Origin of the sequence: Methanolobus mangrovi (genome assembly GCF_031312535.1) — an archaeon.
Lineage (GTDB): Archaea > Halobacteriota > Methanosarcinia > Methanosarcinales > Methanosarcinaceae > Methanolobus > Methanolobus mangrovi.
The window spans coordinates 2,194,205-2,216,735 of the sequence record NZ_CP133594.1; the positions used below are offsets into that span (position 1 = coordinate 2,194,205).

21 protein-coding genes are annotated in these 22,531 nt (G+C 41.4%); 9 read left to right on the forward strand and 12 right to left on the reverse strand.

The genetic code is table 11. The annotated features are described in order from the left end of the window. Nucleotides 1-50 precede the first annotated feature (50 nt). Nucleotides 51-659 carry a phosphoribosylglycinamide formyltransferase gene (gene purN / locus RE476_RS10560; RefSeq protein WP_309307597.1) on the reverse strand — a complete coding sequence of 203 codons (609 nt, stop codon included), beginning with the start codon at nt 657-659 and terminating at the stop codon, nt 51-53. 107 nt (nt 660-766) lie between these two features. Then, nucleotides 767-1,735: a transcriptional regulator gene (locus RE476_RS10565; RefSeq protein WP_309307598.1), complete on the reverse strand. Its 969-nt coding sequence runs from the start codon at nt 1,733-1,735 to the stop codon at nt 767-769. 254 nt (nt 1,736-1,989) lie between these two features. Here RE476_RS10565 and RE476_RS10570 point away from each other — a divergent pair, with 254 nt between their 5' ends. Then, nucleotides 1,990-4,059, forward strand: a complete 2,070-nt coding sequence (locus RE476_RS10570; RefSeq protein ID WP_309307599.1) for a sensor histidine kinase — start codon at nt 1,990-1,992, stop codon at nt 4,057-4,059. Between the two features lie 49 nt (nt 4,060-4,108). After that, complete coding sequence (locus RE476_RS10575; RefSeq protein WP_309307600.1) at nt 4,109-5,413, forward strand: tRNA(Ile)(2)-agmatinylcytidine synthase; 1,305 nt, start codon at nt 4,109-4,111, stop codon at nt 5,411-5,413. A gap of 14 nt (nt 5,414-5,427) precedes the next feature. Here the strand turns inward: RE476_RS10575 and RE476_RS10580 are convergent, their stop codons facing one another. Further along, nucleotides 5,428-6,207 (reverse strand): NAD+ synthase, encoded by a 780-nt coding sequence (locus RE476_RS10580; protein WP_309307601.1) that lies wholly within the window; start codon nt 6,205-6,207, stop codon nt 5,428-5,430. A 47-nt stretch (nt 6,208-6,254) separates the two neighbouring features. Beyond that, a complete protein-coding gene (locus RE476_RS10585) occupies nt 6,255-6,962 on the reverse strand; it encodes an RAD55 family ATPase (protein ID WP_309307602.1) in 708 nt (235 codons plus the stop codon). Nucleotides 6,963-7,088: 126 nt separating this feature from the next. Between RE476_RS10585 and RE476_RS10590 the strand changes: the two genes are divergently transcribed. Together RE476_RS10590 and RE476_RS10595 are read left to right on the forward strand one after the other, a co-directional pair. Beyond that, complete coding sequence (locus tag RE476_RS10590; RefSeq protein WP_309307603.1) at nt 7,089-7,568, forward strand: NOB1 family endonuclease; 480 nt, start codon at nt 7,089-7,091, stop codon at nt 7,566-7,568. Between the two features lie 55 nt (nt 7,569-7,623). Continuing rightward, nucleotides 7,624-8,235, forward strand: a complete 612-nt coding sequence (locus tag RE476_RS10595; protein ID WP_309307604.1) for an orotate phosphoribosyltransferase-like protein — start codon at nt 7,624-7,626, stop codon at nt 8,233-8,235. Nucleotides 8,236-8,278: 43 nt separating this feature from the next. Here the strand turns inward: RE476_RS10595 and RE476_RS10600 are convergent, their stop codons facing one another. Next, the gene (locus RE476_RS10600) at nt 8,279-10,402 is read right to left on the reverse strand and encodes a DHH family phosphoesterase (protein WP_309307605.1); all 2,124 of its coding nucleotides are present in this window, start codon (nt 10,400-10,402) and stop codon (nt 8,279-8,281) included. A 405-nt stretch (nt 10,403-10,807) separates the two neighbouring features. Between RE476_RS10600 and RE476_RS10605 the strand changes: the two genes are divergently transcribed. Continuing rightward, on the forward strand, nt 10,808-11,572 hold the full coding sequence (locus RE476_RS10605) for a slipin family protein (protein ID WP_309307606.1): 765 nt from the start codon (nt 10,808-10,810) through the stop codon (nt 11,570-11,572). Nucleotides 11,573-11,583: 11 nt separating this feature from the next. Next, nucleotides 11,584-12,912, forward strand: a complete 1,329-nt coding sequence (locus RE476_RS10610; RefSeq protein ID WP_309307607.1) for an NfeD family protein — start codon at nt 11,584-11,586, stop codon at nt 12,910-12,912. Between the two features lie 16 nt (nt 12,913-12,928). On the opposite strand, the gene RE476_RS10615 is transcribed toward RE476_RS10610, so the two are convergent. Beyond that, nucleotides 12,929-14,248 (reverse strand): AIR synthase-related protein, encoded by a 1,320-nt coding sequence (locus RE476_RS10615; protein WP_309307608.1) that lies wholly within the window; start codon nt 14,246-14,248, stop codon nt 12,929-12,931. Nucleotides 14,249-14,259: 11 nt separating this feature from the next. Then, nucleotides 14,260-14,868: an imidazole glycerol phosphate synthase subunit HisH gene (hisH, locus tag RE476_RS10620; protein ID WP_309307609.1), complete on the reverse strand. Its 609-nt coding sequence runs from the start codon at nt 14,866-14,868 to the stop codon at nt 14,260-14,262. Between the two features lie 127 nt (nt 14,869-14,995). Here hisH and RE476_RS10625 point away from each other — a divergent pair, with 127 nt between their 5' ends. Then, nucleotides 14,996-15,484, forward strand: a complete 489-nt coding sequence (locus RE476_RS10625; protein ID WP_309307610.1) for a carboxypeptidase regulatory-like domain-containing protein — start codon at nt 14,996-14,998, stop codon at nt 15,482-15,484. Between the two features lie 30 nt (nt 15,485-15,514). Beyond that, nucleotides 15,515-15,946, forward strand: coding sequence for a carboxypeptidase-like regulatory domain-containing protein (locus RE476_RS10630; protein ID WP_309307611.1), 432 nt, complete (start codon nt 15,515-15,517; stop codon nt 15,944-15,946). Between the two features lie 61 nt (nt 15,947-16,007). Here the strand turns inward: RE476_RS10630 and RE476_RS10635 are convergent, their stop codons facing one another. The 5 genes from RE476_RS10635 to RE476_RS10655 form a co-directional block, all read right to left on the reverse strand. After that, nucleotides 16,008-16,655 carry a hypothetical protein gene (locus RE476_RS10635; RefSeq protein ID WP_309307612.1) on the reverse strand — a complete coding sequence of 216 codons (648 nt, stop codon included), beginning with the start codon at nt 16,653-16,655 and terminating at the stop codon, nt 16,008-16,010. Between the two features lie 59 nt (nt 16,656-16,714). Further along, on the reverse strand, nt 16,715-16,975 hold the full coding sequence (locus tag RE476_RS10640) for a hypothetical protein (RefSeq protein ID WP_309307613.1): 261 nt from the start codon (nt 16,973-16,975) through the stop codon (nt 16,715-16,717). A 12-nt stretch (nt 16,976-16,987) separates the two neighbouring features. Further along, nucleotides 16,988-18,283 carry a UDP-glucose dehydrogenase family protein gene (locus RE476_RS10645; RefSeq protein ID WP_309307614.1) on the reverse strand — a complete coding sequence of 432 codons (1,296 nt, stop codon included), beginning with the start codon at nt 18,281-18,283 and terminating at the stop codon, nt 16,988-16,990. Nucleotides 18,284-18,378: 95 nt separating this feature from the next. Continuing rightward, nucleotides 18,379-21,279: a DEAD/DEAH box helicase gene (locus tag RE476_RS10650; RefSeq protein ID WP_309307615.1), complete on the reverse strand. Its 2,901-nt coding sequence runs from the start codon at nt 21,277-21,279 to the stop codon at nt 18,379-18,381. 25 nt (nt 21,280-21,304) lie between these two features. Then, complete coding sequence (locus tag RE476_RS10655; RefSeq protein WP_309307616.1) at nt 21,305-21,721, reverse strand: (deoxy)nucleoside triphosphate pyrophosphohydrolase; 417 nt, start codon at nt 21,719-21,721, stop codon at nt 21,305-21,307. 138 nt (nt 21,722-21,859) lie between these two features. On the opposite strand from RE476_RS10655, the gene RE476_RS10660 reads away from it, so the two are divergent. After that, a complete protein-coding gene (locus RE476_RS10660) occupies nt 21,860-22,420 on the forward strand; it encodes a class I SAM-dependent methyltransferase (RefSeq protein ID WP_309307617.1) in 561 nt (186 codons plus the stop codon). The last annotated feature ends 111 nt before the right edge of the window (nt 22,421-22,531 follow it).

A 22,531-nucleotide genomic window follows, 5' to 3' on the forward strand; every position in this document is an offset into this window, starting at 1 on the left:
TATGTTTGTGAGAAACTTCCTGGTTTAACCAGTAATATATGAGTATCAATTTATGTGTGTACTACAATTCGACCTTCCACTTTAAGTTTACCCTCAACGAATAGTTTGACTGATTCGGGGAAGATATTGTGTTCCTGCTCAAGGATTCTTGCTGCAAGGTCATCAGCGGTATCTGTGTCAAGCACAGGTACGCATTTCTGGATAATTATAGGTCCTGTGTCCATTCCTTCGTCAACGAAATGCACTGTGCATCCGCTAACCTTCACACCGTAGTCAAAAGCCTGCTGCTGTGCATGCAGTCCTTTGAAAGAAGGAAGCAGTGCTGGGTGGATGTTTATTATCCTGTTTCGGTATGCTCCAATGAGGTCTTTTCCCACCAGCCGCATGTATCCCGCAAGAAGTATCAGGTCAACATCGTTGTCTTCCAGGACTTTCAATATCTCCTTTTCATACTCCTGTTTATTAGGGAAATCAGAAGGATCTATGAATACATCGGTGATTCCATGTTTTTGGGCACGCTCGAGTGCATAGGCATCTCCCACATCGCTGATGACAACAGATATCGTTGCACTTTCGATGTAGCCATTTTCGATATTGTCGATAATTGACTGAAGATTCGATCCTCTTCCTGAAACAAGTACTGCGATGTTGGTGGTCATTGTTAGTTCTAAAAGGGATTTCTGTATATTAGAGTTTTGGGATTTATCAGGAATTACTGAATATTTAAAAAAAAGCTGTAAGAAATTAAGTATCTGAAAGCAAAACATCAGATCTTGATGTTATGCTTTTTAGTCCTTTCATCGATAAGCTCTGCAAGCTCCTCTGTACCTGCAAGTTTGTCCAGTTCGCTTTTCTGGATAAGGATCGTATTCTCAACAGTTTCTGATTTGATCTGTCCGTCTATGATAAAAACCGACTTTGTTCTTGTTACACATGATATGCTGCTCATAAGATCTGCACGTTTTATCATTGCGCTGCTATATGTGCTGATACCTGTCAGCAGTGTGTCGGAAGTATCTTTTGATATGGCTTTAAAGGGCGCCTGGCTTGTTGACATGACCTGATAACCAAGCGCATAGAGCATACTCAAAATACCATCATCCGGTTGTGTCTCAGGCGCTTTTTCCTGTTTGACCTCAACATTTATCTTTTCCTCAAAAGAACGTAGAATATCGATGGATTTTGCAAGGGCAACATCCAGTAGTTCCTCAAGATGGAGAACCACATCTATGGATGCATCCATTCCACCTTCCTCGTATTTGCTGATAGTTCTTCTGGAGACTCCAAGTTCAGTAGCAAGGGCCCCTAACGACATGTCCGTTCTTTGGCGGGCTTCTTTGAGGACCTCACCATCTATTGAAACATAAAGTCCGCCAGGTGCCGCTGATACAAGAGGGGGTACTTCTTCCACTAAATAATCATAAAGGGTTTGTACACTAACCGCCGGAATTTCATAGCGCATATACACTACGCTATCCTCAAGCATCTGGTCCCTGGTTTTTGCACCTATAAGTACCGGAGTTCCTCCAAGGCAGCGTGCGAGGCTTTTCATTTCTCTTGCAGTTTCCTCATTTAGCCCGTCAATATTGTATAATACTTTACAAAAAATGAGGGTTTCGTCTTTCCTAGCTGCAAGATCAAAACTTCGTGGTCTTATATTGCATCTTTTTGATACAATGAAGCCTGCTTGCTGTAATACATCAATGATCTGATGTATCAGGATTTCTTTCGTCATGACAGAATAGGCTTTGTTTGCACATCTATATAAGTGTATCGTGAACTGTTTAGTTATAATTCCCATTTTAACCTTTTATAGATACTTTTAATAAAATCTCGCTAGAAAATTATTTATTTGATGTGTTGAAATAATGGTGTATATACAACAAATGATTGCTTTTGAAAAATAGTTCAGTGTGCCTTGCCAAGGATATTAATATGAAGGTTTAGACTAAGGAAATGGAAAAGAATCAGTTTCTGGAGTAGTCCTTAATGCCTGTATCTAATAGATTGGAAGTTCCTAATCTGGCAATTGAAAGCAAAATATCCGCCAAAATAATGGATAAACTGCCAATGATTATTCTCTTTCTGGATACGAAAGGCAATATCTCATTTGTTAACAAAAAAATCCTTGAGTTGACAGGGTATGAAGAAAAGCATATCTCAGGGAAACAGTGGTTTGACTTATTAGTCCCTGATTCTTTTAAATCTGAATCCCGTTCCATCTGGAATAAATTCATTTCAGATGAAATTGACTCTATTGATAATCTTGAAGTCCCTCTACTTAAAAGAGATGGTAGTAATATTTTTGTCCTATGGAATGCCGTTTCATTTACGGATAATGGTATTTTTAAAGGAATTATAATATCCGGTGAAGATATCACCCAGCAGAAACTCTCCCAGAGGGAGCTTGAGGAAAGTGAGCTGCTTTTCAGGAATGTGGTACAGTTCTCTCCTTTATCTATTGCTCTATTGGATTCCAGTTATAGTCCGATCTATTTTAATCGAAAGTTCACGGAAACCTTTGGTTATGCCCTTGAAGATGTGCTGGAAATGGATAAATGGTGGGAGTTTGCAGATTCCGACTCACATCGCAGAAAGACGATTTTTGATTCATGGTGCTCAAACCAATCATCATCCCGGGATGAAAGAAGCAATGTCTATAAAAAAGAATGCAAGATTTCCTGCAAAGATGGTTCTGTAAAAGACATCAAGTTGAATTTTGCAAAAATAACAGATGATAAGATAATTCTTCTTTTTAAGGATATAACTGAAATGAAGGCTGCACAAAAAGCTTTCTTCCTCGATGAACTAAGGTTAGAGGCCCTTGTTGAGCTTAACCAGTTTACAGGTTCAATGACAAATGATATCCTGAATTTCTCTCTTGAGAAAGCTGTTGAACTTACGGAAAGTAAGGTAGGTTATATTGCCTTTATAAATGAAGATAAAGCCACTACAAGCGTATATAGCTGGTCAGAGAAGGCAATGGAACTTTGTGATGTTCAAAATATAACGACCGAATTCAATGTTGACGAAATGGGACTTTGGGGAGAATCCATACGGCAGCGTAAACCAATAATAACAAATGATTACAGACGTGAGAATTCGTTTAAAAAAGGACTTCCGGAAGGTCATGTGGATATCCACAATCACCTTGGCATTCCCGTATTCTATAATGATAAGATTGTTATGATCGCAGGTGTTGGGAATAAAGACAGTGATTATGACAGCTCCGATATAAGGCAGATAACGCTTCTTATGCAGGGGACATGGGAACTCATACAGAGAAAACAAAGTGAGGAACAAATCAAAGCATATGCAGAAGAACTAGCCAGGAACAACAAGGAACTTGAATCACTGGACCGTATGAAAGATGAATTCATGGCGAACATAACCCACGAACTAAAGACTCCTCTCATACCTATCAAAGGGTACAGTGAACTTCTTTTTGAAGGCCATCTCGGAGCTCTGGAGGAGGAACAGGTAAAAAGCGTGGGAGTGATTTTGCAGAATGCTAAAAGATTGCATAAATTGATAGATTCCCTTCTATATATGCAGAACATTCATTCAGGAAACATACAGTATCATCTTGATTCTATTGATATTGTCAATGTACTCGATAAAGTAATTGATGATCAGTTGTCGATGCGAAGCGAAAAAGGTCCGGTAGTGAATAAAGACTATATTTTATCCCTCCCATTTGTTTGTGGCAATGTGACATATCTGGAACAGGTATTCTCTCATATACTTGAAAATGCATTGAAGTTTACCTCGCCTGAAGGTTCAATAACTGTCGTAGTGTTCCAGGGAGGTAACGAGATCCATGTTGTCGTAAAGGATACTGGCATAGGTATACCCAAAGATGAAATCCAACATATTTTCAAAAGATTCTACCAGATGGACGGCTCTCTGACACGTCGTTATGGTGGCAATGGCCTTGGATTATATCTTTGTAAAAGCATTGTGGAAGCACATGGTGGTTCTATATGGGCAACAAGTGAAGAAGGCAAAGGAACTGAAATACATGTGCTTCTTCCAACAATTAAAGAAGAGAACATCTGATATTCAGAGAATCATTTAACACTAATCAGTCATATTTGCAATTGGTCCAATGAGCAGTGAATATACTAAAATGATCGTAGGTATTGATGACACGGATTCCAGGGATGGTATGTGTACCACCTACCTATGTGCTCTTTTAAGGGATGAGCTATCATCTTATGCAAAGACCGTATCTGATCCTATACTTGTCCGTCTTAATCCTACTATTCCATACAAGACCCGTGGGAATGCATCGGTAGCATTGTTCCTGGAATGCGACGAACCTGAAAAAGTAATGGATCATGTTATCCGGAAAGTCGCTTCCATGGCCTGCATGGAAAATGAGAACACCAATCCGGGAATTGTTTTCATCACAGATGACCAGTTTGAGAAGGTCAGAAAAACACTGAGTGATTTTTTCAGGCATGCTGTCAAAGAAGTCATTACAATAGATGAAGCGAAGGAACTGGTTTCAGGACTTGGACTGAAATTCAAAACATTCAAGAATGGTCGCGGACTTATCGGTGCCCTTTCTGCCTGCGGTGCAATGCTAAGTCAGGATTGGGACCATACTTATGAGTATATTGCATACAGGAAGCTGGAGGTATGCGGTACCCCGCGTTTTGTAGATGGCGATTCTCTCTTTGAAGCTGACAGGCAAACATATCCTGATACATGGGACACTGTAGACCTGAAAAATGAAATGGTGGTTTGTGTCCCTCATGCAGGTGATCCTGTCCTTTACGGAATAAGGGGAAAGGATGCATATTCTGTTGAAAAGGCCGTATCTTTTATCAGGTCAGAACCGGTGGAACGTGTGTGTATATACAGGACAAATCAGGGTACTGATATGCATCTGATCTCAGCATCAACTATCAGTGACATTCAGGAAATGCATTCGTATATTCTGGAAGGACAGGTCTGCTGTGAACCAAAGACCATCAGGGGAGGGCATACAATATTCTCTCTGAAGGATTCTGCCGGGGATACAATTGACTGTGCTGCCTTTGAGCCGACAAAGAACTTCAGGGAACTGATACGCAAACTGATTCCCGGTGACCGGATCGTTGTCTATGGTAGTGTTACTGAAAGGACAGTGAACATTGAGAAAATAAAGATAATCGGTCTTTCCCCAAAGTACGAGGTTAGAAATCCCTTATGTCCTTCCTGTGGTAAGAGGATGAAATCCGCTGGTTCCGATCAGGGTTACAGGTGCAGGAAGTGTGGTACCAGTTCTATGGTTACAGAAAGATCAGAAGTAAAAAGAGAAATTGGGATTGGATTCTATGAGGTTCCACCATGTGCAAGGCGGCATCTTGCAAAGCAGCTTCTGAGATTTGAAAAAGATGAACTGCCAGTTTTTGCCGGCAGATAATCCTTATTAATGCTTTATCTGAGAGATCTTAGTTCTGCTATGGCAGGAGCTTTTTGTTTATGCAGGTTTGCATTGATGCGTTTAACCACAGAATCTCTCTGGGTGCTTGTCAGCCCAAGAGTATTCTGTGCGACCTGTGGGGTTTCCCCTTCTAGTAAAAGGGCAAGGAACCTGTCAACCAGTTCATATGTGATTCCCAGTTCTTCCTCGTCGGTCTGGTCTGCCCATAACCTTGCTGAAGGAGCTTTTGTGATAATCTCTTCAGGAATTCCAAGAAGTGCTGACATCTCTTTAACCTCTGTTTTGTAGAGGTCCCCGATCGGTTCAAAGTCAACGCCACCATCTCCGTATTTTGTGAAATATCCCAGGAGTATCTCTGTTTTGTTGCCTGTTCCCATAACCGTTCGTGACATCATGTTTGCATAATAGTAAAGGGTGGACATGCGAATCCTGGCTTTGAGGTTTCCATTGGAATGTGAATTGGAAGCTGAACTCTCCGGAATTGAGTTAAGGTATGCAGAAAGGATCTCTGATATATCAACGGTTTTGAATTCGATTCCCAGCCTGTCTGCCACTTCGGTGGCATCCAGCACATCTTCTGCAGGCGTTAGATTAAGCTCCGGCATGTGTATGCCAAGGACATTCTCCTTTCCAAGGGCTTCAACTGTCAGGTAAGCTGTCAGGGCGGAATCGATGCCTCCGCTGATTCCTATTACTGCGCCTTTTACACCTGCTTCCTTTGTTTTATCCCTGATGAATTCCACGATGCTATCTTTAGCTTTTGAAATGTCCATTTTATCAAGCCTGCCTGGTCCTAAATTAGGAATATTCTCAATTATACTTATCTGTTGGCCTTTGCTGGAAACAGTTTGATACCTTCTTCGGTTATGTCATAGTTAATAATGTCCAGTGATATCTTTGTCCCTCTCATCTTTGGTATGTACATGAACCGTTCCATTTTGCCGGTATACGGATTTTCTTTTGTCATGAGCCTGATAGTTCCATAAGTGGAGTACTCAGCTATCCGGTGTGTGAGTTCATGGGCAGTTGCATCCATTACTATGAGTGATGTCCTTTTTTGATTTGACAGCACATATGCCAGGGTATCAAGTTTGTCCCTGAATTGTTTCAGGTCGATTCCGATTGAAAATGTGCCGAGGTTATCGAGGATGATGACATCGACATCATCCTGAATGATATGTGCGAGGTTGTTCAGGTCATCTATGTGCATGCAGACGTTGGTATATCCTTCTGCTAAATTATTTGCTCTCAATTCAAGGAAGTGTATCATGGTAAGCTGATTAGTCTCCACGAAAGGTTCAAGGTCAAATCCAAGTGCTTTACCATGAAGGATTATCTTTTCCGGAACCTCTTCAGTTGCTATTATTACGCATTTCTTTCCTTCCTGGCATGCGTTGTAAAGAAACTGAATACCAAAAATAGTTTTACCGGTTCCTGGTTCCCCTGTTATAAGGACACACTCTCCTTCAGGAAAACCTCCCTGTAATCTTTTGTCTAAGTCAATATTTCCACTGGATAATCTAGTCATGAATGATCATTTCCTTTCACCCATATTTATTTTATAAATATATATGTATATTTGTTGAATATATGTTACGTTCATTTTTGAAACTGACAAAGAATTAATCTATGTTCAGAAAGTATCAGCTATTACATGGAATATTACATTGCGGATTCTGCGGTCTTTATAATGGGGACCGGAATCGAGCCCCATAGGATGATAACTATCCCTTCGGTTGTGAATGAACTCAAAAGCAATGAGGCATCCATGCGGTTTGAGCTTGCCCGTGAAAATGGGGCACGTGTGGAAATGCCGGAGGATAGTTCCCGAAAAGCTGTCATGGAAATCGCAAAAGAGACAAGGGATTGTGAGGAATTATCGGCAACTGATGTCGATATCCTCGCCAAGGCGCTTGAATATAAAGGCACTTCTGTCCTTCTGACCGATGATTATGCAGTTCAGAACGTTGCCAGGATCCTGGGTATAGAAGTGAAGCCAGTGGCCCAGAAAAAGATAAAGGATGTGTTGGTATGGCAAAAAGAATGTGTGGGCTGTCGCAGACGTTTTGATAGCGGTGATGTATGCCCGGTTTGTGGTTCTTCACTTAAGAAAAGGCGTAAAAGAAAAATATAACATCTCTGTTGTTATATAACAAATTACAGGTTAAAAATGAACATGCGGGATTCATATGAAGAATATTGATAAATTGATCCAAAAAGCCCTTGAATTGCAGGCAAATGGTCTTGTTACAAGGCAAATTGCAGATGAACTGAACGTTTCCCGGGAAACCGTCACGTGGCTTTTGACCCGTGCAAAGAAGGAAGAAGTCTACCCTGCACCTAAAGATATATCGGTAAACTGGAGCAGTATCGGAAAGAGCTCTTACAGGATGCGCCACATTGGAATTGCAATGTGTGACATGGTGCTTGACACAGTGCAAGAAACCGGTAACGATATCGATATGGTTGTTGGTATCGGTCTTAGTGGGGTTCCTCTTGCAACTCTTATGGCAGAAGAACTCAATACTGAAATGTCAGTGTACCATGCCTACAATGAGCAAAATGATGAATCCAAGTTGAAGGGTGCATTCAGCAGGAATTTCGGAGGCATAAAAGGAAAGAAGTGTGTCATAGTAGATGATGTCATAACCACCGGTGCTACTATGAATGATGTTGTTACCCATCTTAGAAGCTCAGGTGCAAAACCAGTGGCAATTGCGGTCCTTGTTGACAAGACCGGTTCTGAGTCACTTTCCGAGGTCCCTGTACATGCACTTGTACGCATTGTACGTGTGGACTGAAGATAATTAAAAAAAGTTTGAATAATAAATATTAAAGTAGGAGTTATTCAACTCCTACGGACCCTATTTTTTCTACAAGTTTAGAGAGCACATCTGTGCGCATACCTTCTACGAATTTTATACTTCCGACGACAAGGTGTCCTCCACCATTGACTCCGCCGCCCTTTACCTCTTCGTGAAGTTCCCTTACCATCTGCGGTATATTCATCAATACTCCCTTTGAGCGGATTACAGCAAAGTCAGGGCCATATCCTATAGTTACGACAGGTTTGCCTTCGTATCTCTTACACAATTTGTCGTGTACTTCTCCTGATGTTTTTCCTGGTGGTGGGAATGTGAACTTGTGAGCATAGTTCTCAACATCGAGCACATTCAGGACAGCTCCGTTTGGAAGGTCCTGGGCTTTCACATGGGCCATACTCACATCTATCTGTTCGGCTATCATCTCGTTTGCCTGTTCGCAAAGCACGTTGACAAGGTTCTTGTGTATCACGTGGTCACCAAAGTCCAGGATATCGTCAACGATGCCTTTTCCGTTGTTGAACTTAAGCCAGTATGCCGCAAAGTCAAGGGCAAGTGCCATATCTTTGAGGTTTTGCGTGGTATACTTGTCAGATACCAGTTCTATGTATCTCTTTGCCTCTTCCGCTTCTGAGCGGTCACCAAGAGCAGCTACTGCAGGGAGGTGTTTGATATCATTTTCTACGTTGACATTTATCATACGTGCTACTTCGGTACAGAGCATACCCGCTGTCATACCGAAATCTCCTCCGACGTGTGCTGGGTTAACATGGGTTAGTAGGTATTGATCTACCTCATCGTCGGGCTGGTGGTGGTCCATGACTATCATCTGGATACCGTATACCTTTGCCTGCTTCATTGCAGCCACGTTTTCTATGGATGATCCATTGTCCACACTTATGACGAGAGGCATCTTCTGTCCATGTCTTACCACATCTTCAAGGGCAAAGCCGATATCACGGACGACATCCGTCATCTCGTAGAACGGTGCTTTTGAAGGTGCACGTTTGTAGAAGTAATATTCCCCGTCCTGTCCGTTCACCTCTCTTATGAGTGGGACGATGGCCTTCTCGATGGCCAGAGCCGCAGTCATTCCGTCAGCATCGGCATGGTGGCGCAACAGGATAGGAGTGGATTTGATAATTGCCTTCCTTATTTCCTTTGCAGCTTTTTTCATGGTCGGCCTGAGTTTCTCAAGGACCTCACTCTCAACCATGTATTCTATCTCATAGGGTTCTGCCCTGCTGTCAATGGCAGCTTCTATACGCTGGAGTATCTCAGTTTCTTTTGGTCCGGTGAGTCTTTTAAGGCTCTGGATCTCAAGCTGGAAACTGTCTCCGCGGGATGTGATGTCACCTGTTGCTGCAACTATCATGTCCGCGTCTATTTGTGGATATGCTCTTTCACCGGCACTCTCAAAGGCAGCACAGGATATCTGTCCGGTTTCATCAGCAATAGTAAATATGGTTGGTCCTGCAGTCTGTTTGACCTGTATGACCTCACCCTGGATCTTGATCTTCTTGCCGACCATCTGGGGAATTTCGTTTGCCAGTTTTACAGGGAGGTCCTTCTCAAGTTCCACGGTCTGGTATTCTTTCAGCTTACGTGGCACAAGATCCATTTTACCCCTTGGCTTTATCTCCTTGACACTTACAATCACAGCTTCCCCTACTTCCAGTGGTTCTTTCATATTACTGGAATGTATGAGTCCCCTGAGGTTTGAATTGATGTCAACGAAAACTCCGAATTCTGCAATGTTCCTGACAACTGAATGGTACATTTTACCAACTTCGAGTTCATCAAGGGTGCAGGAGTTGTCAAGCTTATACACGACCTGCTTCTTTGCACATGAGCTGCAGACCTCATCTCCTTCGTAGAGGCCGTCCATGGATGTCCCACATATTTTACACTTGTAAAAAGTACCTTTTCCAGAACACTCCGCACATGTTTCTCTGTTCTCTATCTCTCCGCTTCCTCTGCAATTGTTACAGGAAGAGCCATTCTTCAAAAAACTGGCCATATCCTTTTCTGAAAGTTTCATAAAGTCTACTGACTTTGATTTCCCAGTCCCTTTGCATTCCGGACATTTATCAGTGCCAGTGACACGATAGCCTTTTCCGTTGCAATCTATACATTTTTCGCTCATTGTATCTAGTGTTAGATAGTATATGTTAGATTTATGTGTTTGCTTGTGATTAAAAGCTAAAGTTGACCAATAATTATATATTCTATTTGTATATTCGCCGCATGCTATCGATTTAAAAAATTAGTTTGAAATTATTAACGTCAAAATCAATCACATTAATAAACGATTAACGAGTTCTACTATTTGTTGGGTCTGAAGTGTTATTTCGATAATAACAATATGCTTTCGTGTACATCCCCTCAAACAAGAATTCAGACCCACATCCTCTACAAAATCCAATCTAATGGTTCTTGTGATTCCCTTCTAGCGTTCTTAAATATTATTCGTCCAGCCACCGGTATATTTTTAAGAAGTAGAATCTTTATATAAGCTATACTTAAGTTCACCCAGGAGAGTGGTAAATATATGCCTTTGATAGATTTTATTTTTCCTTTAGCTATTGTTGCAGTTTTGATACTGTCCAAAGCAGTCAAGATTGTAAATGAATATGAACGTGTAGTTATCTTCCGTCTTGGAAGATTAAGTGGGATAAAAGGTCCGGGTCTGTTCCTGATCATCCCTGTAATCGATACAGTTGTGAAGATAGACCTGCGTGTGGTTACCATTGATGTACCCAAACAGGCTGTCATAACCAGGGATAACGTAACAGTAGCCGTTGATGCCGTGGTCTATTATCAGGTTATTGACCCTTCAAAAGCTGTCAATGAGGTTGAGAACTTCAAGTATGCAACAGCTATGCTTTCACAGACCACCCTGCGTGATGTTATCGGTCAGATAGACCTTGATGATGTACTATCAAAAAGAGATGATATCAACAGGAGTATTCAGGAGTTGCTTGACGCTTCCACAGACCCGTGGGGTATCAAGGTTACAAGTGTAACTCTAAGGGATGTCAGTATCGATGAAACTATGCTTCGTGCAATTGCAAAGCAGGCAGAAGCAGAGCGTGAAAAGAGATCCCGTATCATACTTGCAGATGGTGAGTTCATTGCCGCTACAAAGATGAAAGATGCTGCACGCCTTTACGAGGAAGTGCCGGTTGCGATCAAACTCAGGGAACTGCAGACATATGCCGAAATAGCAAGGGAAAAGAATATGATTGTCGTAGCCAACTCAACCAATGTTGGAGACGTTGCAGCCCTTTCCAAGGCATTCTCTAAGAAGGAGTGAATGGAGGAAACATGAGACATAAGTGCCGGTCATACCTGAGCACTTTTCTTTTTTTTACATTGCTCCTTTCCCAGTTCACCGGCCTTGCATATGCTGCCGGACAGCAGAAGGTACTGGTGCTTGAGATATCAGACTCCATAACTCCTGTTTCCGATGACATTGTGGCTGATGCCATTGCCTTTGCAGAGAATGATGATTATGAAGCTCTGGTGATAACACTCAATACTCCCGGCGGGGGTCTGGATGAAACCATCGACATAATTGAGCAGATAGCTGCAACCGATGTCCCGGTGATTGGATTTGTGTATCCTGAAGGAACAAAAGCGTGGTCTGCAGGTACTCTTATTTTAATAAGTACGGACATAGCTGCAATGGCACCTTATACTATCATAGGTTCTGCACAGCCTGTCACAGTGACCGCCAGCGGGACAGAACCTGTTGAGGAAGCGAAGATAGTCAATGCTCTTGTAAAAAGAGCTACTGAAAACGCGAAAAAACATGACCGTAATCAGACAGCTGCAGAGGAATTCATCACTAAGAACCTGAACCTTGATGCTGATACTGCTCTTGAGTATGATGTTATTGAGTATGTTTCCCCAACTCTGGGAGATCTGATGTCACAGGTTGACGGTGAAGAGGTGAAAGGAAAAGTACTCAACACCGACGGTGCTGATATCACTTACTATGAACCATCCCTGCGTCTTGCGTTCATGAACATCATATCAAATCCGATAGTTTCCTCGCTGCTCCTGCTTCTTGGAGTCTATGCGATAATACTGGGAATATCAAACCCAGGATTTGGAGCTGAACTTTTCGGAATAGTTGCCATTGCTCTTGGTCTGATAGGAACCGGTTTTGATGTGAATATCGGTGCCCTTTTCCTCATTATTGTTGGTGTGATATTGCTTGTGCTGGAATTCCAGGCTCCGGGATTCGGGGTTTTCGGAATAGCGGGCTTTGTATGCATAATTGCCGGCAGTGTGTTGTTGGCTCCTACGGATTTCCCTCGTAATTATACACCTGCAGAATTCCAGAGGACACTGATAATATCGGTCTCTGCACCTACTGTTATCCTCGGCATTTTCCTTGTTTTTGTGATTTACAAGGTATTTGAGGTAAGAAGGAAAAGACCCCTGTTCGGTGAACTTATTGGTGACAGTGCAAAGGCTCTTGATCCTATTGGTAATGGCCAGGAAGGTTATATTCTCCACCATGGGCAACACTGGAAAGCACGCTCATCGGATCTGATCGAGAAGGGAGATAAGGTCAAAATTCTTGAAAAAGATGGTGTGGTGCTTGTTGTTGAGAAATTAGAAGAAGAGGATGAATTAGATAAGTAAGAAAGGAAGAACCTTTCTACTTATTTTTTACCATTTCTATTACACGGCGTTTCTTTTCGATAGCATCGAGCGCTGCCCTGTCAATGGCTTTTTTCATTTCATCATAGTCACGCGGGTTCTCGTCACCGATCATTTTTTTGATAGGTGTGTATGCCGATTCCCTGAAGCGTGGTGTGAAATCCCTTACCTGTCCGTCAATTATGATCTCAGAACCGGTGCCTTCAACTACTTTCCCGATAACTGCGATATCCACATCTGCACTTCGGATGGTCTTCATAATATCTTCAGCATATTCTTCAGGTGCAATTATGAGCAAAGCATCAAGGGAAACTCCAAGATAATCAATTTCGAGTGATTCAAGCATCTCAAGGACCACCGGGTTGACGAGTTTCCTCATTTCCTTCTCTTCAAACGTGAGTTTGACACCAGCAGTTCTGGATATTTCCTTTGCATCCCCGCGGATTCCGCCGTTTGTTACGTCTGTCATTGCATGGATGTGTTTCACAAGACCAGATTCCAGGAGTTTATCGCATGCTTCCAGGAACTTTATGTTGATGGTTTCATCTACAATATCATGCATTCCATAATAGAGCGCTGTTGTGGATATGGTTCCGCCACCAGCACCTTCTGTCATGAGTATGACGTCTCCTACTTGTGTCTGTTCACGTGATGTCAGGTCGGCTGAAACACCTACGGCACCGACTGCACCGGTCATGCGTTCGCCTATGACCATGTCGCCGCCTATTCTCAGGGTGCTGCCTGTTATGAGTGGGATTCCTGATAGCTCGGAAACTGCGGTAATACCTGCTATATGGTCAAAGATCTTACCTACATCACCATCATCTGCCACGTGGATGTCTGATAACATTGCAATGGGTCTTGATCCCATGACATATACGTCACGTAGTGCTGCTCTTGCAACGTGGAACCCTGCAAGGAATGAGTAATCGCTGAGTCTGGAGTGCATACCGTCAACGGTGAGGATGACATATTCTCCTCCCTCTGTTTTTACTACACCGGAATCATCAAGGTGGGTGGTATCAACGACTGCACTGGTCTTTCCTATGACTTCAGCTATCTTTTCATGAGTGTAAAAATCTCCAAGTCCTCTTGAACCGACACCGAACTCTCCCATTGTTACGCCGGAAACAGTGGGTTCAAGCACATCTCCTTTCAGATTCAGGGTGGCTTTGGCCTCGGTGATGGTTGCCTGTGCAAGCTTGCGTGCATGTTCAGGGCTTGTTTTCTTTACCTCCAGTATCCTGGCGGTGAGTCTGTCCTCGATGTCAGGCTCGTTGTTTTTAAGCCCCCGTTTTGCGTAGCCTTCAATATCCATAGTATCATCTCTTAGCACATAGCAACAAAGTTCTTCAGCATTTTAAGGCCCACGTCACCGCTTTTCTCAGGGTGGAACTGGGTTCCTATGACATTGCCTGTATCATTGACCACGGCTGCTGCAAATTCAGTGCCGTATTCACATGATATCAGTGTGTTCTTCCCTCCGGTATCCACGTAGTATGAGTGGACAAAATAAACAAAGGAACCATCGGGTATGCCTTCAAAAAGTGGATGTTGCTGCGTTATTTTTATAGAGTTCCAGCCCATGTGCGGAACTTTAAGGTCTGAGTGCGGGAACCTGAGAACCTGACCCTTTACAAGATCAAGACCTTCTGTGAGGCCGCCTTCCTCTGATGTGCTCATCATCATCTGCTGTCCCAGGCAGATACCAAGCATTGGCTTGCCTGATGCTACATACTCATCGATAGTGTTTCTCACTTTCTCTACATTCTTCATTGCGTCCTTAAATGCGCCAACTCCCGGAAGGATTACCCCGTCTGCATTTTTTATCTCTTCAGGATCGCTTGATATGAGTACGGTGGCTCCTGCGTGTTCCAGTCCCTTTTGAACACTCCTTAGGTTACCAAGTCCGTAATCGATGATGACTATCTTCTTCATGTGTGAATTAAAGAATGGTTTTGGTACATGAATGTAACGATATTAATTATTCACTCAACAACATAAAAATCAGAAACAAATCAGTAAATTTATATCTAATGTATTTTTCATAGCATTCGGTGTTTTTTTGACCAATTTACAAAAACTGTTTAATGATGATAGGGCCATCGAGCTTCCTATCAATATTGTAGTCATGCTGGTGGTTGGTATGGTTGCCCTTGCGGCACTTGTGGCGATTATCCCTCCTCCAACTAAGAATATGTCCGTGAATATCATTGAGTCAGGCGAGCAAAGTGCAACTCCAAGTCCAGGTAATACTATCATTGTGGATTCGACCGTAGCAAATTCCCCATTTGATATCGGTGTTGAGATATCTGTGTCCGATCCGGATGGCTATCCTGTAAGAGCTGCCAATGTGGTCTTACGCGGACTTGGCGGTGTGGCAACGGGTACTACAGATGACCATGGCAATTGTTCTCTCAGTACTGCAAGCAGTGGCTCATCTGTCAGCCTCGGTCCTAATCAGAATGAAGGAACCATGGATCTTACTATCTCAACCGATGGCTTCTATGATTTCGAAAAGACGGACGCAGTAATGATAGTCAGGACTTCATGATCCTGGCATCTCTTTTATTTTCAGGTTTACATGCTTTCTGATGAATCCGCATCTGCAGGACTTCCGATGAGGATTGTTGTGCTCACGATAATCGGGATGATAGGTATCTATGTGATAGTCACATCGATCATGAGCACACCTTTTGTGCCGGGTTCAATGTTCGCGGCTTCAAATTGCAGCAGCTTCAACATGACCGGAGCAATATGTGATTCTCCTGACCTTATCGTAAGCGTTTTTGACAATGAAGGAAGGCCGGTAGGTGGTGCAAATATTATTGTATGGGGACCAGACAGGGAAAAGGTTGCAGGTGGTATCACAGATGCCAGCGGTGAATTCAATTACAGGTTACTGAACATTTCCTTACCTCAGGGTAAAACCGAAGGCTATCTTTCGGTCAAGGTTATGCAGGAAGGGTATCTGGATTATACAAATGACTTTCTGGTTAAAGTAAGAAAAGTATGAGATTCCGGTTCTGGAATACTCATCTGATATTTTTACATTCTAAGGTTATTTTCACTTTGTTTCATGCACGCTTGCTGTTGGCCATGTAGAACTTCAAAAGTACTGCAGCTGCAAACACAAAAGCAATTGAAAATGAGAAATAGGCCGAGCGTACGATGTCCCAGCGACCTGCCATGATGAGATAGCCTGTCAGTGCAAGTATAACTGCTCCAACGATACCTGAGAGTTCCACGGGAACTTTCACCGAACCTATATTGATGCGGTTATGATTCTCGGCTTTCTCAAGGTGCATGCTGAGCTGTGTGATCTCATTTTTGATATCAAGGCTGATCGATTCAGGTTTCTGCTGTTTTTCTTGATTCAACTGTTCTGAGAGTTTTGAGTTCTCTTCCTGAAGCTCTGTTATGTGTGAGTTAAGGGTGGTAAGTTCAGAGTCAAGTTCCTGAAATCTGCTTTCATAGTCCTGATACTGCAAACTGCCTTGTTTCAGTTCATCGATATCAGAATGAATGGCAGCTATCTCTTCTCTTGTGTGCTCAAGAGCTTCTTCAAAATTAGTCTCATATTCCGGGATCACATCTTCAAGGGGAACATCAACAGAGAGTCTGCGTTCCACCGCACGCAATCGTTTTTCCACGCTTCGAACGGTCTGGTCAACAGAGTGTAACCTGCCGTTGATGTCTTCTTTTATCTGGTTGTCGTTTTTCATCAGGTCTGTCCACCAACAGACATGTCATTTTTACAGGATATATTAAAATCCTTCGATTTTCACTCAGATAATTGAAGAGTTATGTGTTCGGGGTTCACATCAACAATGTAGTACTTTCTTTTGTCCAGTATAATATAGGAGGACTTCCTGGGAAAATAGAAGTTCAGGGCATGCCCCTGATAGCCCTTTGAAAAAAGGAGTCCGATAGAGAAAGTGCTCTCCGAAGACATCCCGCAGTACATCATGTCCTGGGATGTTCCGAAGAGACTGCTTTTGATCGTCCTTCGTTCTCCTATTGCGAGGGTGAATGTCCCGTTCATAGTCGATCCTGCTTACCAGCAGAGACCTTCATAGTCAACATCGGTGCTGATGTCCTTTGGATCGATGAGGTGCCTGCCGTCTATGACTACCCTGTTGGCCATGGATTCGAATTCTTTGTCCAGTTTCCTGAACTCGGTCCATTCTGTCATGATGAGGCAGCCTTCTGCTTCTTCCAGTGCCTGTGCTGCGCTTTTGCAGTATGTGACATCGTGGAATATCTTCTTCATGCTTTCCTCTGCCATTGGGTCGTATGCGGCTATGTCAGCCCCAAGACGCAGCAGTTCAGTGATCACCGGAATGGAGCGGGATTCTCTGATATCATCGGTGTCGTTCTTGAAGGCCAGACCAAGCACGGCTATTCTTTTGTTCTTGAGATCGCCGAGCTTCTTCTGGAGCAGTTCAACCATCTTCAGGGGCTGTTTATCATTAACATCTACCACTGATCTCAGTAGCTGTGGTTCATACCCGATGTCCTTTGCCTTTCCTATGAGAGCCTTGACATCCTTGGGGAAACACGAGCCTCCGAATCCGGCACCGCAGTTGAGGAACTGGCGTTCTATCCTGAAGTCCGTGCCCACGGCATCCATGACCTCGTAGGTGTCGATGCCAAGCTGTTTGCAGATGTTACCAACTTCATTTGCAAAGGATATCTTGGTCGCCAGGAATGAGTTGTTGACGTATTTGATCATCTCGGCTGTTCTGGGATTGGTGTGCGTGACCTTGCAGTCCAGCCTGCGGTAGAGTTCGGATACTACAAAGAATGACCTCTCATCTATCGCACCCACCACTATCTTGTCAGGGTGCATGAAATCATAGACCGCCTTGCCTTCTCTCAAAAACTCCGGGTTCATCGCAACTCCGAAATCCTTTCCTGCCTTCTTGCCGGAGTACTCTTCAATGAGCGGCAGCACCACTTTTTCAGTTGTCTCAGGCACCACTGTGCTCTTGACAACAACAACATGATAGTGATCCTTCTTCGCAATAGCCCTTCCAAGGCTGGCACTTGCAGCCTTCACAATGGAGAGGTCAATGCTCCCGTCCTCTCCCGACGGTGTCCCCACACAGATAAATGAAGCATCGGAATTCTGCACAGCATAATCATAATCCGATGTGGCAATGAGCATCTTTTGTGTATGCTTTTGCATCAGCTCATCCAGCCCCTCCTCCCAGATAGGTGCAATTCCTGCATTGATCTGCTTTACCTTCTCTTCGTCAATGTCAATACAGATGACCTCGTGTCCAAGTTCAGCAAAGCAAGCAGCTGAGACCGACCCGACATAGCCCGAACCTATGATCGATACTTTCATGATGAGATTCTCCTTGTGGTGTAAATTGTTTGGAAGTGTATATTAGATTAATGACTCTCTTATTATTAATGAAACCTTTATCCCAGTTTAGCCTATTAATTGCTTGGTGCTGTAATATAATCATAAATCGAATCTTCAACAGGATGATTCATCCGATATTTTACTTTTACAACTGACACTTTTTTATTATCGTCATTAACCAAAGTAGCTTCTTCGAAGCTTTCATCAACAGGAGTCACATCACCCATATAGTAGAAATCATTACTTTCTCCATTACTTTTTTTGATGAATAAAGGCAGTCTAAGACCATTTTTGTAATTTCTAATAATAACAACATCAGGGCTATCCAGTTTTCTTCCAGATTTAGACATCCATTCGAATTGAGAATTATTAACAAAACCTTCCTCATATTTTGTAGTGCTCGAGATATGTTCTTCTTTGTGATAGTTTACGAATATTGGGCAATTTGTCTTCTGATCATTGATACGATAACCTCCGACATTCTGTGCCAATGGATTCTGATCCCAATTCAGAATTCTAAATACATCTTTTCGGGAATACTTCTGATACAATATGAAGCCATCAACATACTTGTTTTTGTCAAAATTTCGATCATAAATTGTTTTGGAATAGTCTAGCATATCATTTAGGAAATGCAAGAATGTTTCATTTTTTAGTGAATCAATAAATAGATCACTAAATGAGAGAATTCCGTTTTCATAAGAAACGATGCTTAAATCGTATATTTCACTAACACTAACTAAATTACCACTGTACTTTTCAGTTACAAAGTCAAAATTGATGTTTTTGACACATGATTCTATCGTTTCATCAGGAATCGAAATGCCATATTTATCGAAAATAATTGCTTTAAAATCTTCCTTTAATAGAGTATTTCCAGCAATTAGTTCTTTGAGAATAATAACTTCCTCGACTCTCTTAGTGTTTGCAATTTCATTGGAGAATAACTCGAGGAGCTTTGTTTCCTTTTCAGATAATTTATTTTGTAAGGCTTCTTCTTGATGTGATGCGAAGTTAAAATAGGATTTTGAATAGTTTACATACAATTGTGGATCTCGAGAACCATGTTCTACAAAGTCCATCATCAGAGGGATTCTACCAATCTTGAATTTTAATAGCTCGTAGTCTTTATCAAGGTCCTTTTTGAGATGCAAATTAGCTTTGTTAATTGCTGCAAAAATTCTATCATGTGTAATTTTATCAAAATTAATAGTTGAAGCACCCGGAACAAAACTGCTTCCACTTAACATCAATTTGCGCAGTGTATCCTTGTTATAAGTAGTATCTCCATATAATGCAATTGGAACTAAGTAATTATTATTGTAATTGCCTATAAAATCAATTACAGTGAGGTATTCTTTGTCTTTAGCTTTACGCAATCCTCTTCCTAATTGTTGTACAAAAACGATGGCAGATGCCGTGGGTCTTAACATGATGATTTGGTTTACTTTTGGAATATCTACGCCTTCATTGAAGATCTCAACAGTAAAGATATAATCTAATTTTTCAAAAGGATCATGACTTTCCAATCTGTTTATTGCAGTATTTCTCTCCTCTTCACTATTTTTGCCAGATAATGAGACAGTCTTGTATCCTCTTGCATTAAATAAATTAGATAGTTCCTGACTTTCATCTACACTGCTACAAAAGATAAGTCCTCTCACGCATCCATTATCACAACCGTAAAATTCAGCTTTTTCGATAATCCTATCTACACGTTCTTTTGCTGTTAACAAAGAGAAAGCTGCTTCTTCGTCTAAGACTTTATCATCTACCGTAACATCAGTTACACCAAAATAATGAAAAGTCGATAACATTTTTTCTTCTAAAGCTCTATGCAACCGAATTTCGTATGCAATATTGTGTTCAAATTGAGAAAAGATATCGAATCCATCAGTTCTTTCAGGCGTAGCAGTCATGCCCAACAAAAATTTTGGTTTAAAATGATTGAAGATTTTTTGATAACTTTCTGCCCCTGCTCTATGGGTTTCGTCTACAACTATATATTCAAAATGCCTTTGGTCAAATTGATGTAAATGTTCATCTCTAGAAATGGTTTGAATTGTTGAAAAAATAAAATCTGCATTAATTTCTCTTTCATTTCCTGAGTAAATACCCATGCTTCGACTCTCACCAAAAATTCGTTTGAAGCTTTTTATAGCATCATCTACAATGTTTCTTCGATGTACTACAAACAAAAACTTTTTAGGATTGTATGCTTTCACATCAAATGCAGATAGATATGTTTTTCCCGTCCCAGTTGCAGAAATTAATAAAGCCTTATCTTTATCCTTTGATCTTAAATCTTCCAGATTTGCCAATGCTTCAATTTGCATTGAATTGGGAGTTATTGAGTCATTATGACGAGATTCAATGCTTTTTCTTGAACTTGAAATGAACTTCTTTTTCAAATTATAATCTAATGTATATGATTCAATGAAGTTATCATCCACAAATACAGCATTTTCAAATTCATTTCTGAATTCATTAATTGAGTCAATTATTAATTTTGAGTCAGAAGTAGCTGATATTTTCAAGTTCCATTCTTTATTTGAACATAGTGCACTAGATGTAAGATTGCTGCTTCCAATAATTAAGTTAAAGCGATTGCTTTTTTTGAATAGGTAACCTTTTGCATGAAAATCAGAATCGACTGCTATTTTTAAATCAACATTTTTGAGTTTTAATAAAGACTTTAATGCTTCTGGTTGAGTGAAATATTGGTATTGGGATACCAGTATTTTTCCGTTAATTCCAGCTTTTTCAAGTTCTTGGAGTGTATTTATTAAAGAAACTACTCCACCTTTTGTTGCAAATGCTACTGAAAACCAAAATTTCACACAGTTTTTTAGTTCTCTAGATATAGTCTGTAGTACTTTTTTCCCATTACTAGTATCATTTACCAGTAACTCTGGAAGATATTCTTTTTTTGAAGCTAAAGACTGGTCAATAAAGCCAGTTTTCAAGCTGTCCAATAGATGTACAGGAAAGTGATCCATTTTAAGATTCCTTCATTAATTTTGAAACAATTGGAATATCTGCTTCAGCCCAGTCCAAAGTCGATAATTTTTCTGGATTCAACCATTTGAAAGCAATGTGCTCTTTCAGATTAAATGTTGAATTTAAAGCGGTGCAAATGAAACTGTGCATGGTAACACTAAAATCAGGATACTGATGATTTACAGTTAAAAACTCTCTTTCTATTTTTATATCTGCATCAAGTTCCTCTAATAACTCGCGTTGTAATGCTTGTTCTTTAGTTTCGCCAGATTCTATTTTTCCACCTGGGAATTCATACTTTAAAGAAATGTAATCGTATTTTCCATGATCTCTTTGAACACATAGAATCTTATCATCATCAATTATTATTGCTGCAACTACTTCGTGGTGTTTCATTTGTTTTGTACATCCCTGCAATTATAATTACTTAAATAATTTATAAATCTTTTTAAAAATATCGAGCTGATTCACTGCATGTCAACTAGAATCCTCTCAAAGCAAGAATTATTTAAAACTAGAAAACCAATTTTATTATAGAATAGATAGAGAATCACAATGTCCCTCTTAACCACAACCCACGTCTGCCCCACAGAAATATCCATCATTCTCAACAACAGGATTCGCAGATGGTTGCAAAATCCCCGGAAAATACTTGGGCCGTATATTAAAGAAGGGATGGATGTTCTGGAAGTAGGGTGTGGTCCTGGTTTCTTTACTCTTGATATGGCTCGGATGGTTGGGGAAAATGGTCAGGTAGTAGCTGTAGACTTACAGGAAGGCATGCTTGCGAAGGTGAGGGAAAAGATCAGGAGGATTGGGACTGGTCTGAATATCGTACTGCACAAGTGTGATGAAGACAGGATAGGGGTGTCCGGGAACTTTGACTTTGTTTTCCTTTTCTATATGGTCCATGAGGTGGTGGATAAAGAAGCATTTTTCAGGGAACTGGAATCGCTACTTAAAAAAGATGGGCAGATCTACATAGCAGAACCACCGCTGCACGTTTCAAAAAAGGCATTTGAAGAGACTGTTATGATCGCTGGTAAAGCCGGGTTTACAGTTGTGGACAGGCCCAAACGTTTTCCTGACAAAATTATAGTGTTGAAAAAGGCTTAAACACAACACAGTGGACTTCTTGATGTGATGTTATTCTTGTTTAGATGGGCGACCACAAAAAACCGTCTCCGATGTGGACACCTCTGATTACAATAGTTGCTAAGAATACTT